The organism is Hydrogenophaga intermedia (assembly GCF_023715105.1).
In the GTDB taxonomy this organism is placed as follows: domain Bacteria; phylum Pseudomonadota; class Gammaproteobacteria; order Burkholderiales; family Burkholderiaceae_C; genus Hydrogenophaga; species Hydrogenophaga intermedia_A.
Genome location: NZ_JAMBNO010000021.1, coordinates 48,786 through 62,790, shown reverse-complemented (window position 1 = coordinate 62,790; position 14,005 = coordinate 48,786). Strand labels below are relative to the sequence as shown.

Genomic DNA, 14,005 nt, shown 5'->3' with positions numbered 1-14,005 from the left:
ACCCCGCAGGTGTCCGACATCAGTTTGGAATGATGTCCGACTTCAGCGTGGAACAGCGTCCGCCATCACGCTGGAACACTGTCCGCCATCAGCATGGAGTCGTGTCCGCCATCGCGTGGAATACGCAGCCTTGCCAATCGCATCCTCGACGTCCTCATCGCACAGGGGGCCTTGGCTGGCATGCAGCTCGGCGCGCAGGGCCTCGGCCTCAGCTCCGGCTGCGGTGGCCTTACCGTCCAACTCGCGGAAGCGTTTCTCCAGCAGGGGGCTCGATGCGCTCTGGAGCATGGTCAGGATGCGCTCGGCGGCCTTAGAGGCGTCTCGATGCTCGGCCTCCTTGGTGTCCAGCAAGTCGCGCAACGCGGCCAGTCGGTCGGTTCGTGCTACCTCGCTGACGGCGTTGCGCACGAGATTCGGCAGCAAGCGCTGTTCCAGAGGCCGGGCTGCAGCAGTCGGGCACTGCGTTTCACCACAATGTCTGCCGCTACACATGTACTGGGCATAGCCGAGCGAGTTCTTTGAGCCGCCCTTGCGCTTGCGCAACAACGTCTGGCCGCAGTGACCGCAGAAGGCGAACCCTTGCAGCACGTTGTGGTATCCAGCGTCGCGGCGGTTGGGCAGGTGAAGACGGTTGTGCGCGGCCGCCTGGGCCTTGAGAAAGGTGTCCTCATCGACCACGCGAGGGTAGTAGTCGGTCCATACCTCGCCCATGGTGACACGGGTGGAGCCCTTCATCTCCTTGGGCTCGTACTCTCCGAGAACGGCTCGGTTGCGAAGCAGCTTGTTGGGCAGCGTCGTGTTCCATCGCTCCACCTTGGCCGGGGCGACCCAGCCCTCGGCGTTGGCCAGGCGGGCAATAGCGGTGCTCCCCACGCCCTGAATGCTCAGCTCGAACACCCGTCGGATGCTCTCAGCCATGCCGGGCTTCAGGTCCCAGCCAGACCCATCGGGCTTGCGTACAACCCAGGCCGGTCCTTGTCCGAATATCGCCGGGTCGCGGCGGGCGCGCTTGGCCTGATGAATCTCACGAATCCGCTTGGAGCGACCCACGCTCTCGTCGTGGGCTCGCCCCATGAAGATGATGGTGACCATCAGATTGGCCGTATCGGCCACGGTCTGCTCGTTCCAGACTTTGCCGTCCATGAGGGTCGCAACCACGATGCCGGCCGACACGAGGCGCAACAGCAACTGCAGGGCGATATGGACCTCGGCCCGCGAAAGCCGGTCGAAGTTCTCCACCAGCAAGTAAGACCCGCGCCGGATGCTTCCGTCCTCGACGGCCTTGATGAACGCTGCGAGGGCTCCGCGCTCGATGTTGTCACCCCTGAAAGCGCTCAGGCCCAGGTCGCGGTAGGTCAGCTCTTGAAGTTGCAGGCCATGCTTGTCGGCGTACTCACGGGACAAGGCAAGCTGGCGGCGCAGGCTGTCGCCGTTTTTCTGACGCCCGTGGGAAAAACGGACATACGAGTAGGCCATCGGCGCGGTGGCGCCTGCCTTCGGGGAGGGGGAGAGGACTTCTGGGGTGCTCGCTTCAGCGACAAAGGGGGTGAGGCTCATCAGGGGCTCCGTGGTAATGGAACCCAGTACAGGGAGTCGGTTTTAGCCTTTTGGCACCCACACGGGTCAGCCGCATGGGCGCCATTGAGACTCGACCTGGGAACTGGGCTTCGAGCCGAGTTCCAATGACTCCTTCACGGCAAGCCCGCAGGCATGCCCTGTCCGCAGCTCGATCAAGCCCTGCGCTGCCGCCTTTTCGGCCAGCCCGAGCGGCCGGCGGTGTGCCGCTCACTTAAGCCTAACGAGGAAATGTGCGGCAGCGAGCGCTCACATGCAATCCTCTGGCTCGAACGGCTTGAGGCCGCGACGCAGCCCTGATCCAGATCAAACCGCGCGGGCTTGTATCGGCATCCAATGTGATTGAACATCAACGTTCACTGATGGAGATCACCATGACCCGCAACGTCGGCGGCATCGACCGCACCCTTCGCATCGTCGTCGGCCTCGTGCTCATCGCCCTGGCCGCCACCGGCACCGTGGGCTGGTGGGGCTGGCTCGGCGCGCTGCCCCTGGCCACCGGCCTCATGGGCTGGTGCCCGCCCTACGCCCTGCTCGGCTTCAACACCTGCAAGACGAAGGCCTGAGCGCGCCTGGCCTGTCGCTGCACGGACAGCACAGGCCACGCACGCAGGCCTAGAGTGTGTGCCGTGCCACCCACCCCGGGCGGCCGCGGAGACACGCCATGCACATCCCCTCCCTGAAAGAAGTCGTCAGCGCCGAAGAATGGGCGCTGCGTTGCGAGCTTGCCGCCTGCTACCGCCTGGTGGCGGCCTACGGCTGGAGCGACTTGGTCTTCACCCACATCAGCGCCAAGCTGCCCGACAGCGTCACCGGTGGCGAGCACCAGTTCCTCATCAACCCCTACGGGCTGATGTTCGATGAGATCACCGCGAGCAGCCTGGTCAAGGTCGACATGGCCTGCAACAAGCTGCACGACACGCCCTTCCCGGTGAACCCCGCGGGCTTCGTGATCCACAGCGCCGTGCACGAGGCGCGGCCCGAGGCGCAGTGCGTGCTGCACACCCACACCCGCGCGGGCGTGGCCGTGAGCGCGCAGAAGCACGGCATCCTGCCCATCAGCCAGCAGAGCACCTTCGTGCTGGCTTCGCTGGCGTACCACGACTACGAAGGCGTGGCCTTCCGGCCCGACGAGAAGCCGCGCCTGCAAGCGGATCTGGGCAACGCCGACTACCTGGTGCTGCGCAACCACGGGCTGCTCACCGTGAGCCGCTCCATCCCGGGCGCTTTTCTCTCGATGTACACGTTCGAGAACACCTGCCGCATCCAGATCGACGCCCTCGCCGGTGGCAGCGAACTCACGCAGGTCGACCCGCGCATCCTCGCGGGCATGGCCGACGTGATGCGCATTGCCACCGCCGGCCAGGGCCCACAGATTGCGTGGCCCGCGCTGCTGCGCAAGCTCGACCGCATGGACCCGTCGTACAAGAGTTGAGGTTCAGCGCCCGGCCACGAAGGCCTGCATGCCCGCGAGCACCGTGCGCAAGCGCATGAGCTCGCGCGACGTGTCGAGCCGGCGCGACCACGACGCCATGCGCGAGACGCGCTGCAGGCGCGGCAGCAGCCGCGCGATGAAGCTCCGCAGCGCCTCGCCCTGCCCCGTGTCCACCGACGCGTAAGCGCGCAGCACCGCGTGCGCCGCCGGTGGCCCCAGGGGTTCGATCAACCGCGCCAGCGAGAGCAGCAGTTGCAGCACGTCGTAGCGCTGCACCATCGCCAACGGCAGGCCCGGCACCAGCCGCTCCTCGAAATCCAGGCGCGCAAACCGCTGCCCGTCCCAGGTAATGTTGCGCGCCTGCGCACCGCCATGCCACTGCCCGCGCGCGTGAAAGCCGGCCAGGTCGGCGGCAGCGGCGCACATCAGCGGCAGGCGTTCCTCGGGCGGGCGCTGGAACAGCAGGAAGTCCAGCGTGGGGCCGATGTCGCCCGTGACCAGCGCATGGCCGTCGAAGGCCAGCACCGCGGGCACATGCTCGCCCACCGCGGCCAGCGCCAGCAAGCGTTCGTGCTCAAAGGCCAGCAAGGCCACCGCGTCCGTCTGGCGTGTGGCCGACCACGGAATCGGCACGCCCACGAAATGCGCGAACAACCAGATGCCTGCCGACTTGCGCCAGCTGCGCAAGGGGCGGTCGGTGGTTTTGGTCCAGGTGCGGGTGCCGTCGGCGGTGGTGGTGGGTTCGCTCACGCGGCGGATTATCCCGACCCGCGACGCCCGGGCGCGCGCGGGGTCAGCCGGCGTCGGCGTAGCGCTGGCGTTCCCAGTCGCTCACGTGGGCATGGAACGCGGCCCATTCGGCCTGCTTGAGTTGCAGGAACTGCGCGGCGCAGGCCTCGCCCAGGCCGCCACGCACCACGGCATCGGCCTGCAGCGCTTCCAGCGCGGCGCACAGGTCGCGCGGCAGGCGCTCGGGCAAGGGCTCGCCCGCGGCGTGGCGTTCATAAAGATCGTCCTTGCACGGTTTGGGTGCGCGCAGGTGCTGGTCCACGCCGTCGAGCCCGGCCGCGATCAGCGCCGCGAGCGCCAGGTAGACGTTGCACGACGGGTCGGGCAGCCGCCATTCAAGCCGACCCGCCACCGCGCGCAGCAGGCAGGTGCGGTTGTTCTCGCCAATCGCCTTCCACACCGGTGACCAGGTGGTGCCCGACGCGCTGCGGCTGGCGGCCAGACGCTTGTAGCTGTTCACCGTGGGCGCGCTCACCGCCGCCAGTGCGTCGGCGTGCGCCAGCAAGCCGGCGGCAAAGCACCAGCCGGTCTCGCTGAGGCCCAATGCCCCCTGGGCGTCGGCCATCAGTGGCACGCCAGCGGCGTCGGTGAGGCTGATGTGGAAATGCAGGCCGCTGCCCGGCGCGTCGGCCAAGGGCTTGGGCATGGTGGAAAACACCATGCCGTGGCGTTCGGCAACGGCATGTGCAGTGAGCTTGAAGAGCTGGTAGCGATCGGCTGCGGCCAGCGCGTCGTCATGGCGGTAGTTGATTTCGTACTGGCCGATGGCATCCTCGTGGTCCATCTGCTGGAGCGCGAACCCCAGCGCGCCCAACGCGTCGCGCATGTCGTCGAGGAAACCCAGGTTGCGGCCGATGGACTTGAGGTCGTAGGAGGGCTTGGCGAGGCGGTCGTTTGCATCGGCCACGCCCCAGCGGCCATCGGCGCCGCGCTTCAACAAAAAGAACTCGGGCTCGATCCCGACCCACAGTGTCCAGCCGCGCTCGCGCAGCCGTGCCACCTGGCGCTTGAGCACCTGGCGAGGGTCGGTCTCCAGCGGTTCGCCGCCGGCAAAGCCATCGCACACCGCGTGCGCCACGCCGGGCATGAAGGGCAACGGTCGCAGTGTTTCGGGCAGCACGCGGCCCATGTACTCGCTGCGCGCGCCCATGCGCGGCAGGCCGGTGCCCACGATGCTCGGGCCCGCGAAGCCCGCGCCCGTGTTCACCGCGTCGGCCAGGCCCTCGAGCGGCACCAACTTGCCCTTGGACGTGCCCTCCAGGTCGGTGAAGGTGGCGAGCACCGTGTGCACGCCCTGCGCGCGCAGCGCCTTGGCACGCACCTCCAGGGGCGCGTCAAGCTCGTGCGCTGTGGCGCTGCGGTGGTTCACGCAGCCACCTCGGCGAGGGCCTCGTCCAGGATGGCCAGGCCTTCGTCGAACACCGCGTCCTCGATGGTGAGCGGGAACAGGTAGCGGATCACGTTGCCGTACACGCCGCAGGTGAGCAACAGCAGGCCGCGCTTGAGCGCCGCCATCTGCACCTTCTTCGTGAGCTCGGCATCGGGCGCGCCGGTCTTGGGGTCCACGAATTCGCAGGCCACCATCGCGCCCAGGCCGCGGATGTCGCCGATGCGGGGCATGGCAGCGCGCTTGGCGATCAGGTGCGCGATGAGCTTGTCGCCCAACCGTTGCGCGCGGTCGCACAGCTTCTCTTCCTGCATCACGTCGATCACCGCGTGCGCGGCCGCGATGGCCAGCGGGTTGCCCGCGTAGGTGCCGCCCAGGCCGCCCGGCGCGGGACCGTCCATCACCGCCGCCTTGCCGCACACCGCCGACAGCGTGGTGCCGCCCGCCATGCTCTTGGCCAGGGTCATGAGGTCGGGGCTCACGCCGTAGTGCTCCATCGCGAACATCCTGCCGGTGCGCGCAAAGCCGGTCTGCACCTCGTCGGCGATCAGCAGGATGCCGTGCTGGTCGCACAGCTCGCGCAGCCACTTCACCGCGGCCGGCTGGATCGGGTTGAAACCGCCCTCGCCCTGCACCGGCTCGAACACGATGGCCGCCACGCGCGAGGGCTCGATGTCGGCCTTGAAGAGGTGCTCCATCGCCTTCTTCGTGTCCTCCAGCGAGCTGCAGTGGCAGGGGAAGGGCACGTGGTAGACCTCGGGCGGGAACGGGCCGAAGCCGGCCTTGTAGGGCTGCACCTTGCCGGTGAGCGAGACTGCGAACAGGCTGCGGCCGTGGAAGGCGCCGCCGAAGGCGATGATGCCGCTGCGCCCGGTGGCCGCGCGCGCGATCTTCATCGCGTTCTCGATCGCCTCGGCGCCGGTCGAAAAGAACGCGGTCTTCACCGGCCCGTCGATCGGCACCATGGCGTTGATGCGCTCGGCCAGCGCCACGTACTCGGTGTAGGGCACCACCTGGTAGCAGCTGTGCGTGAAGCGCTGCAGCTGCGCCGCGATGGCGGCCTGCACCTTCGGGTGCACGTGGCCGGTGTTGAGCACCGCAATGCCGCCCGCGAAGTCGATGAAGCGGCGACCTTCGATGTCCCAGAACTCGGCGTTCTTCGCCTTGTCGATGTAGAAATCGCCGAACACACCCACGCCGCGTGGCGTGGCCGCAAGACGACGCGCGTGCCAGGCGGCGTTGGTGTGCGGGGCTTGCAGGTTGTCGGGTTTTTGCGGGGCATTCATCGGGTTCTCCTTCAAACGCTCATGTCGGCGCAGGGTGTCTGGTCGAGGACGCCACGGAACCGGCTTGGCCGGGCCGTTGGCGTCGTCCCCCTCAGGGGGAAACCGCGTCAGCGGTGCAGGGGCGAGTCAATCCTTATCCAGGTGGTTTTGACCTCGGTGTACTTGTCGAAGGCGTGCAGCGACTTGTCGCGCCCCACGCCGCTCTGCTTGAAGCCTCCGAAAGGCACGGTGATGTCGTCCTCGTCGTACTGGTTCACGTGCACGGTGCCGGCGCGCAGCGCACGCGCCACGCCGTGCGCCTTGTTGATGTCGCGCGTCCACACCGCGGCCTGCAGCCCATAGATGTTGCTGTTGGCCTGCTTCACCACGTCGGCGGCATCGGTGAACGAGAGCACCGAGAGCACCGGGCCGAAGATTTCCTCGCGCGCGATGGTCATGTCGTTCTTCACGCCATCGAAGATCGTGGGCAGCACGTAGCAACCGCCTTTCACCGGCTCGGCCGCCTCGCCGCCCGCGAGCAGCTTCGCGCCTTCCTTCTTGCCACTGTCGATGTAGCGCAGCACGGTGTCCATCTGCACCTTGTCGACGATCGCGCCCATCACGGTCTTCTTGTCGAGCGGGTTGCCCGGCTGGTACTGCGGCACCAGCTTCAAGGCCTTCTCCAGGAAGGCGTCCTTGATCGACGCCTCGACGAACAGGCGCGAGGGCGCGTTGCAGCTCTCGCCCTGATTGAAGAAGATGCTGCCGACCGCGGCCTCCACCGCCTTGTCGAGGTTGGGGCAATCGGCGAACACGATGTTGGGCGACTTGCCGCCGAGTTCCGTCCAGGCGCGCTTGAGGTTGCTCTGCCCGGCCATCACGTGGATCTGCTTGCCCACGCGCGTGCTGCCGGTGAAAGCGATGCAGTCCACGTCCATGTGCAACGCCAACGGGCTGCCGGCCTCGGCGCCGAAACCCGGCACCACGTTGAACACACCGGGCGGAATGCCCGCAGCCAGCGCCAGCTCGGCCAGGCGCAGCGCGGTCAGCGGGCTCTTTTCACTGGGTTTCAGGACCACCGAATTGCCCGCCGCCAGGGCCGGCGCGATCTTCCAGGCCGCCATGATCATCGGGTAGTTCCAGGGCACGATCACCCCCACCACACCCACCGGCTCGCGCGTGATCAGCGCCAGCGCCGTGTCCGCTGTGGGCGCGATCTCGTCATACACCTTGTCCACCGCCTCGCCGTACCAGCGGATGCAGTTGGCTGCGCTGTTGACGTCCACCGCACGCGCGTACTTCACGGGCTTGCCCATGTCCAGCGTCTCGGTCAGCGCCAGCTCGTCGGCATGCTGCAGCAACTGGTCCGCGAACGCCATCATCACGCGCTTGCGCCGCGCCGGCGGCAGGCCGGCCCAGCGGCGGTCCTCGAAGGCCGCGCGCGCCGCAGTCACGGCGGCGTCGATGTCGGCCGCCTGACCGCGCGCCACGGTGGTCAGCAGGCGGCCGTCCACCGGCGAGAAGCAGTCGAAGGTCTGGCCGTCGCGCGCTGCGACGCGCTCCCCGTTGATGAAGGCGCGGCCGTCGAGGGAAAGATCGGGGGCTGGAAGGGTGGTGGTGGTCATGGCAGAGGGGCCATTGGGGCCAGGAAAATTGGCCCCATGCTACGCCCCTTGCATGGTGCCGGGAACAGCCACTTTCCCGGGTGCGCGAGCGTCCACTCGCCCCTTCACCCCCGGATCGCCGCCGCCATCTCCCGCTCACGCCGGCGCGTTGCCCGTGCCACCCACACCGCGTAGCTGATCACCACGATGGTCACCGTCACGATCAGGATCGTGGCCGCGGCATAGATCGTCGGGTTGATGCCGCGGCGCGCGTAGCCGAAGATCACCTGCGGCAGCGTGCTCACACCCGGGCCGCTCAGGAATTCGGTGATCACGACGTCGTCGAACGACAGCGTGAACGCCAGCAGGAAGGCCGCCAGGATGGCCTGGAAGATGTTGGGCAGCGTGACCAGGAAGAACACCTGGTGCGGCCGCGCGCCCAGGTCCATCGCAGCCTGCTCGATCGAGCGGTCCATCTCCAGCAGGCGGCTCTGGATCACGACCATGCCGTAGGCCATGCCGAGCAGCGTGTGGCCCAGGATGATGGTGAGCATGCCGCGCTGCGGCCAGCCGAACAGGTTCTGCGAGCCCACGAACAGCAGCAGCAGCGACAGGCCGATGATCACCTCGGGCATGACCAGCGGCGCGTTGACCATGCCGCTGAACACGGTGCGGCCCAGGAAGCGGCGGTAGCGCACCAGCACGAAGGCCGCAAACGTGGCCAGCACCGCCGACAGCACGCCGGTGATGGCCGCGATCTTCAGGGACAGGAAGAAGCCGTCGACGATCTTGCTGTCGTTGAGAAGCGCCTCGTACCAGCGCAGCGAGAAGCCGGTGAAGCGCGCGTCCTGGCGGGTGCTGTTGAACGAGAACAGCACCATGAAGGCCAGCGGCAGGTAGAGGAAACCGAACACCACCAGCAGCCAGAACTTGCCGAAGTGCTTTTCGAGGAAGGGTTTCATGGTCGTCCTCTCTTCAGCGCTGCTCGGATTGCTCAGCCGCGTACTTGTAATAGAAGGCCAGCGGCACCACGATGATCGCGATCATCACCACCGCCAGCGCAGTGGCCTTGGGCCAGTCGTTGGCGGTGAACATCTCGTCCCACACCACGCGCCCGATCATGTAGTTCTCGGGCCCGCCCAGCAGCGAGGGAATCACGAACTCGCCGACGCAGGGAATGAACACCAGCATGAAGCCCGCGATGATGCCGGCCTTGGACAGCGGCACCGTCACCAGCCAGAACGCCTTGAACGGCGTGGTGCCGAGGTCGTACGCGGCCTCCAGCAGGCGAAAGTCCATCTTCACCAGGTTCGCGTACAGCGGCAGGATCATGAAGGGCAGGTAGACGTAGGTCATGCCCACCAGCATCGACACGTTGGTGTAGAGCATCGGGATGGGCTCGCTCGTGATGCCCAGGAACATCATGAAGCGGTTGATCACCCCCTGGTCGGCCAGCAGGCCCTTCCAAGCATAGACGCGCAGCAGGAACGAGGTCCAGAACGGCAACATCACCAACAGCAGCAAGGCCGGGCGCACGCTGGCCGGGGAGCGCGCGATGAAGTAAGCGAACGGGTAGCCGATCACCAGGCAGAAGATCGCCGTGAGCAGCGCGTACCAGATAGAGCGGAAGTAGGCATCGACGTAGAGCGTCTTGAACAGCGGCGCACCTTCCTCGACACGGAAGATGTCGAGGTAGTTCTCGTACTTCAGGCGCAGCACGCCCGTTTCCGGGTCCCACAACGGCTTGAACGGGCTGATGTCCGCGCCCATGTCCACGAAGCTGATGTAGAGCAGGATCAGGAACGGCAGGAAGAAGAACAGCAGCAGCCAGCCATAGGGCACGCCGATGACGAAACGCTTGCCTGGAAAAGGAACAGAAGCCATTTGAGTTCCTCGAGAAAATGTTTGCCTGTCAACACCCGAACCCAGGGCTGCGGAGGAACCGGCTTCGCCGGGCCTCTCGCAGCGTCCCCCTTCCAGGGGGAAGCCGCGAAGCGGCGCAGGGGGTCAATCCCTTAACACGACGCCGGCGGTGTCACTCCACCAGAAATGGACCTCGTCCTCCCAGGTGATGTCGGAGAGGTCATGACGCGAGGTGTTGGCCTCGGTGATCTTCACGCGCTGACCGTTGCTGGCCACCACGATGAAGGTGTTGTGCGCGCCGAAATAGGCAATCTCCTTGACCTTGCCCTTGAACACGTTGGGCCCGGCGTCGGCCGGCGGTGGCGCCTTGCTGATCTCGATCTTCTCGGGCCGCACGGCCAGCGCCACCGGCATGCCCAGCGTGCCCGGCATGCCATGGCCGACGTGGATGCGGCCGATGGCGCTGTCCACCGCGCAGCGGTCGGGCTCATCGACACTGAGCTTGCCCTCGAAGAGGTTCACGTTGCCGATGAAATCGGCCACGAAGCGGTTCACCGGGTGCTCGTAGATCTCGGCCGGCGTGCCCACCTGCAGCACGCGGCCCTTGCTCATGATGGCGATGCGGTTGGCCATGGTCATGGCCTCTTCCTGGTCGTGCGTCACCATGACGCAGGTCACGCCCACTTTCTCGATGATGTTGACCAGTTCGAACTGGGTCTGCTCGCGCAGCTTCTTGTCCAGTGCACCCAGGGGTTCGTCGAGCAGCAGCAGCTTGGGCCGCTTGGCCAGGCTGCGCGCCAGCGCCACACGCTGTTGCTGCCCGCCGGAAAGTTGGTGCGGCTTGCGCTTGGCGAAAGGCGTGAGCTGCACCAGCGCCAGCATCTCGTCGGTGCGCTGCTGGATCTCGGCCTTGGGCAGACCTTCGCGATTCAAGCCGAAGGCCACGTTCTCCCACACCGTGAGGTGCGGGAACAGCGCGTAGCTCTGGAACATCATGTTCACCGGCCGCTCATAGGGCGGCACCGCGGCCACGTCCTGGCCACCGAGCAGGATGCGCCCGGACGTCGGCGTCTCGAAACCCGCCAGCATGCGCAGCAGCGTGGATTTGCCGCAGCCCGAGCTGCCGAGCAGGGCAAAGATCTCGCCCTTGCGGATGGACAACGAGACCTCGTCGACGGCCACGGCCTCGTCGAAGCGCTTGACCAGCTTTTCGGTCACCAGGAAGCCGGTGGTGTCGGTCATGAAGGAGCTCCAGATGGAAAAAGGGCTGTTCGTCCTGGTGGATGAACAGCCCCTGCAGGCGCCTGAAAGGCGTGATGCTTACTTGCCGCGCTTGAACGCGTTGTAGGTGTCGTTGAGGACGCCGGAGATCTCGTTGGAGAAACCACCCGTGGCGATCAGGCGCGCGGTGTCCTCGGGGCCCAGGAAGATGGTCTTGTTGTTCTTGACCTCATCCTTGATGTCGGCCAGCGCGGCCTTGTTGCCCGTGGGGTAGTTCATCTCGTTGGCCATGGCCGCGCCGTTGGCCGCGCGCAGGTAGAAGTCGATGAAGACGTGCGCGTTGTTCACGTGCTTGGCGTCCTTGGGGATTGCCATGGTGTCGATGAACACCAGGCCGCCACCGGTGGGCAGCAGGGGCACGATCTCGTCCTTGCCGCCGGTTTCCTTCACGCGGTCGGCGGCGATGTTGATGTCACCCGACCAGCCGATGAAGGCGCAGGCCTTGCCACTGGCGATGTCGTCGATCATGGTGCTGGAGAACAGGCGCACGTCGCGGCGGACCTTCATCAGCATGTCCAGCGCGGCCTTGAAGTCCTCGGGGTTCTCGCTGTAGGCCGGCTTGCCGACGTAGTGCAGCGCCACCGGCAGGATCTCGCTCGGCGAATCCAGGTAGGCGATGCCGCACGAGCGCAGCTTGCTCGAGTACTCGGGCTTGAACACCAGGTCCCAGGCGTTCTCGGGCATGGCCATGCCGCCCAGCGCCTTCTCGACCTTTTGCTTGTTGATGCCCACGGTGGTGAAGCCCCAGGCCCAGGGCACCAGGTGCTTGTTCTCCGGGTCGACGCCGGCGATCTTGCTCATGAAGTCCGGGTCGAGGTTGCCGTAGTTCGTGAGCTTGCTCTTGTCGATCGGCTGGTACAGGCCACCGTCGATCTGCTTCTTGGCGAAGCCGGCGGTGGGGATCACGATGTCGTAGCCCGAGTTGCCGGCCACCAGCTTGGCGTGCAGCGCTTCGTTGTTCTCGAAGGTGTCGTAGTTGACCTTGATGCCGTACTCCTTCTCGAAGTCCGCGATCATGGTCTCGGTGATGTAGTCGGGCCAGTTGTAGATGTTGAGGACCTTCTCGTCATCCAGCACCGGGCCGGCCGGCGCGGGGGCGGGTGCCGGGGCGGTGGCCACCGGGGCGGGCGCGGGGGCAGGAGCGGGCTCCTCCTTCTTGCCGCAGGCGGCGACCAGGACGGCCGCCATCGCGAGAACCAGAACGTGCTTCTTCATGGTGATGCTCACTCCAAAGGAGGGTTAGGACCAAAAAAACGGCTCAACCGTGGCGGCTGAAGACCCGCCCGGGGCATGCAAGTTCCAGACCCGCGACACGCGTTCCCGGCACCGGCGATGCCCCAATTCGGGGATCGCCGGTCATTCTAGTCAAGCGTGGAGGCCTTTCTGGCGCAATTCCGCCAATGTGGCGTCCAGGCACTTCAGGATCAGCGCCACCATCTCGTCGATCTGCGCCCGCGTCATCACCAGCGGCGGCGCGATGATCATGCGGTCCCCCACCGCGCGCATGATCAGCCCGTTCTTGAAGCAGTGGGCGCGGCACATCATGCCCACGCCCAGGTCCGGGTCGTACATGGCCCGGCTGGCCTTGTCCTTCACCAGCACCAGCCCGCCCACGAAGCCGCAGGTCTCGGCCACTCCCACCAGCGGATGCTGGCCGACCTCGGCGAAACGCTCGGCCAGGTAAGGGCCGATGTCCTCACGCACCTTGCGCGGCAGGTCCTCGCGCTCCATCAGCTCCAGGTTGGCCAGCGCCACCGCGCAGGCCACCGGGTGGCCGCTGTAGGTGTAGCCGTGGTTGAACTCACCACCCTGCTCGATCAGCACCTTGGCCACGCGGTCGCCCACCATCACGCCGCCCAGCGGCACGTAGCCGCTGGTCACGCCCTTGGCGAAGGTCACCAGGTCGGGTCGGTAGCCGAACTTCTCGTACGCGAACCAGTGGCCCAGGCGGCCGAAGGCGCAGATCACCTCGTCGCTGATGAGCAGGATGCCGTACTGGTCGACGATGCGCTGGATCTCGGGCCAGTAGGTGGCCGGGGGAATGATCACGCCACCCGCGCCCTGCACCGGCTCGGCAATGAAGGCGGCCACCTTGTCGGGGCCGATCTCGAGGATCTTCTCCTCCAGCCAGCGCGCCGCGCGCACGCCGAACGCGGCTTCGCTCTCGCCCGGCTTTGCGTTCTCCAGGTAGTACGGCTGCTCGATGTGCACGATGCCGGGGATCGGCAAGTCACCCTGCGCGTGCATGCCGCTCATGCCGCCGAGCGAGGCGCCCGCCATGGTGGAGCCGTGGTAGGCGTTGTGGCGGCTGATGATGGTCTTGCGCTGCGGCTGACCCAGCAGGTCCCAGTAGCGGCGCACCAGGCGCACGTTGGTGTCGTTGCTCTCCGAACCGCTGCTGGAGAAGAACACGTGATCGAAGTGGCGCCCGCCCACCTCGGGCGCCAGATCAGCCAGCTTGGCCGCCAGCTGCGCCGCCGGCACGTTGGTGGTCTGGAAGAAGCTGTTGTAGTACGGCAGCGTCATGAGCTGCTGGTAGGCCGCGTCGGCCAGTTCCTTGCGCCCGTAGCCCGCGTTCACACACCACAGACCGCTCATGGCGTCGAGGATCCTGTTGCCCTCGCTGTCCCAGATGTAGATGCCCTCTCCCCGCGTGATCACGCGCGCGCCACGCCCGGCCAGCTGGCCGTGGTCGGTGAAGGGGTGGATGTAGTGCGCGCTGTCCAGCGCCTGGATGGCCTTGGTGTCCTGCTGTTCGGCACGGCGCACCAGGGCGGGGGGGGCGATCAGGGTCGAGGTGTTCATC

Annotated in this window: 12 protein-coding genes and 1 pseudogene; 3 read left to right on the top strand and 10 right to left on the bottom strand. The window is 66.6% G+C overall.

Going from position 1 to position 14,005, the window contains the following annotated elements; translation table 11 throughout:
• Nucleotides 1–42: 42 nt before the first annotated feature.
• Nucleotides 43–1,557: a recombinase family protein gene (locus M3149_RS18215; protein WP_251710909.1), complete on the bottom strand. Its 1,515-nt coding sequence runs from the start codon at nt 1,555–1,557 to the stop codon at nt 43–45.
• 138 nt (nt 1,558–1,695) lie between these two features.
• Here M3149_RS18215 and M3149_RS23335 point away from each other — a divergent pair.
• The 3 genes and pseudogenes from M3149_RS23335 to M3149_RS18200 all read left to right on the top strand — a co-directional run.
• Nucleotides 1,696–1,875, top strand: a pseudogene (locus M3149_RS23335) (YkgJ family cysteine cluster protein); the annotation flags it as partial.
• A gap of 74 nt (nt 1,876–1,949) precedes the next feature.
• Nucleotides 1,950–2,141, top strand: coding sequence for a YgaP family membrane protein (locus tag M3149_RS18205; protein WP_251710908.1), 192 nt, complete (start codon nt 1,950–1,952; stop codon nt 2,139–2,141).
• A 98-nt stretch (nt 2,142–2,239) separates the two neighbouring features.
• Nucleotides 2,240–3,010 carry a class II aldolase/adducin family protein gene (locus tag M3149_RS18200; RefSeq protein WP_251710907.1) on the top strand — a complete coding sequence of 257 codons (771 nt, stop codon included), beginning with the start codon at nt 2,240–2,242 and terminating at the stop codon, nt 3,008–3,010.
• Nucleotides 3,011–3,013: 3 nt separating this feature from the next.
• On the opposite strand, the gene M3149_RS18195 is transcribed toward M3149_RS18200, so the two are convergent.
• From M3149_RS18195 to M3149_RS18155, 9 genes are all read right to left on the bottom strand, one after another.
• Nucleotides 3,014–3,760, bottom strand: a complete 747-nt coding sequence (locus tag M3149_RS18195) for a hypothetical protein (protein ID WP_251710906.1) — start codon at nt 3,758–3,760, stop codon at nt 3,014–3,016.
• Between the two features lie 43 nt (nt 3,761–3,803).
• Nucleotides 3,804–5,168, bottom strand: a complete 1,365-nt coding sequence (gene glnT / locus M3149_RS18190) for a type III glutamate--ammonia ligase (RefSeq protein ID WP_251710905.1) — start codon at nt 5,166–5,168, stop codon at nt 3,804–3,806.
• Nucleotides 5,165–6,472 carry a 4-aminobutyrate--2-oxoglutarate transaminase gene (gene gabT, locus M3149_RS18185; RefSeq protein ID WP_251710904.1) on the bottom strand — a complete coding sequence of 436 codons (1,308 nt, stop codon included), beginning with the start codon at nt 6,470–6,472 and terminating at the stop codon, nt 5,165–5,167. Before gabT ends, glnT begins: the two co-directional genes overlap by 4 nt.
• Nucleotides 6,473–6,579: 107 nt before the next feature.
• Nucleotides 6,580–8,076, bottom strand: coding sequence for an aldehyde dehydrogenase (locus M3149_RS18180; protein ID WP_251710903.1), 1,497 nt, complete (start codon nt 8,074–8,076; stop codon nt 6,580–6,582).
• A 104-nt stretch (nt 8,077–8,180) separates the two neighbouring features.
• Nucleotides 8,181–9,017, bottom strand: coding sequence for an ABC transporter permease (locus M3149_RS18175; RefSeq protein WP_251710902.1), 837 nt, complete (start codon nt 9,015–9,017; stop codon nt 8,181–8,183).
• A gap of 13 nt (nt 9,018–9,030) precedes the next feature.
• Nucleotides 9,031–9,939 (bottom strand): ABC transporter permease, encoded by a 909-nt coding sequence (locus M3149_RS18170; RefSeq protein ID WP_251710901.1) that lies wholly within the window; start codon nt 9,937–9,939, stop codon nt 9,031–9,033.
• Between the two features lie 123 nt (nt 9,940–10,062).
• Entirely contained in the window at nt 10,063–11,160 is a 1,098-nt protein-coding gene (locus tag M3149_RS18165) for an ABC transporter ATP-binding protein (RefSeq protein WP_251710900.1), read from the bottom strand.
• Nucleotides 11,161–11,238: 78 nt separating this feature from the next.
• On the bottom strand, nt 11,239–12,414 hold the full coding sequence (locus M3149_RS18160) for an extracellular solute-binding protein (protein ID WP_251710899.1): 1,176 nt from the start codon (nt 12,412–12,414) through the stop codon (nt 11,239–11,241).
• Between the two features lie 150 nt (nt 12,415–12,564).
• Nucleotides 12,565–14,004 (bottom strand): aspartate aminotransferase family protein, encoded by a 1,440-nt coding sequence (locus tag M3149_RS18155; protein WP_251710898.1) that lies wholly within the window; start codon nt 14,002–14,004, stop codon nt 12,565–12,567.
• Nucleotide 14,005: the final 1 nt, after the last annotated feature.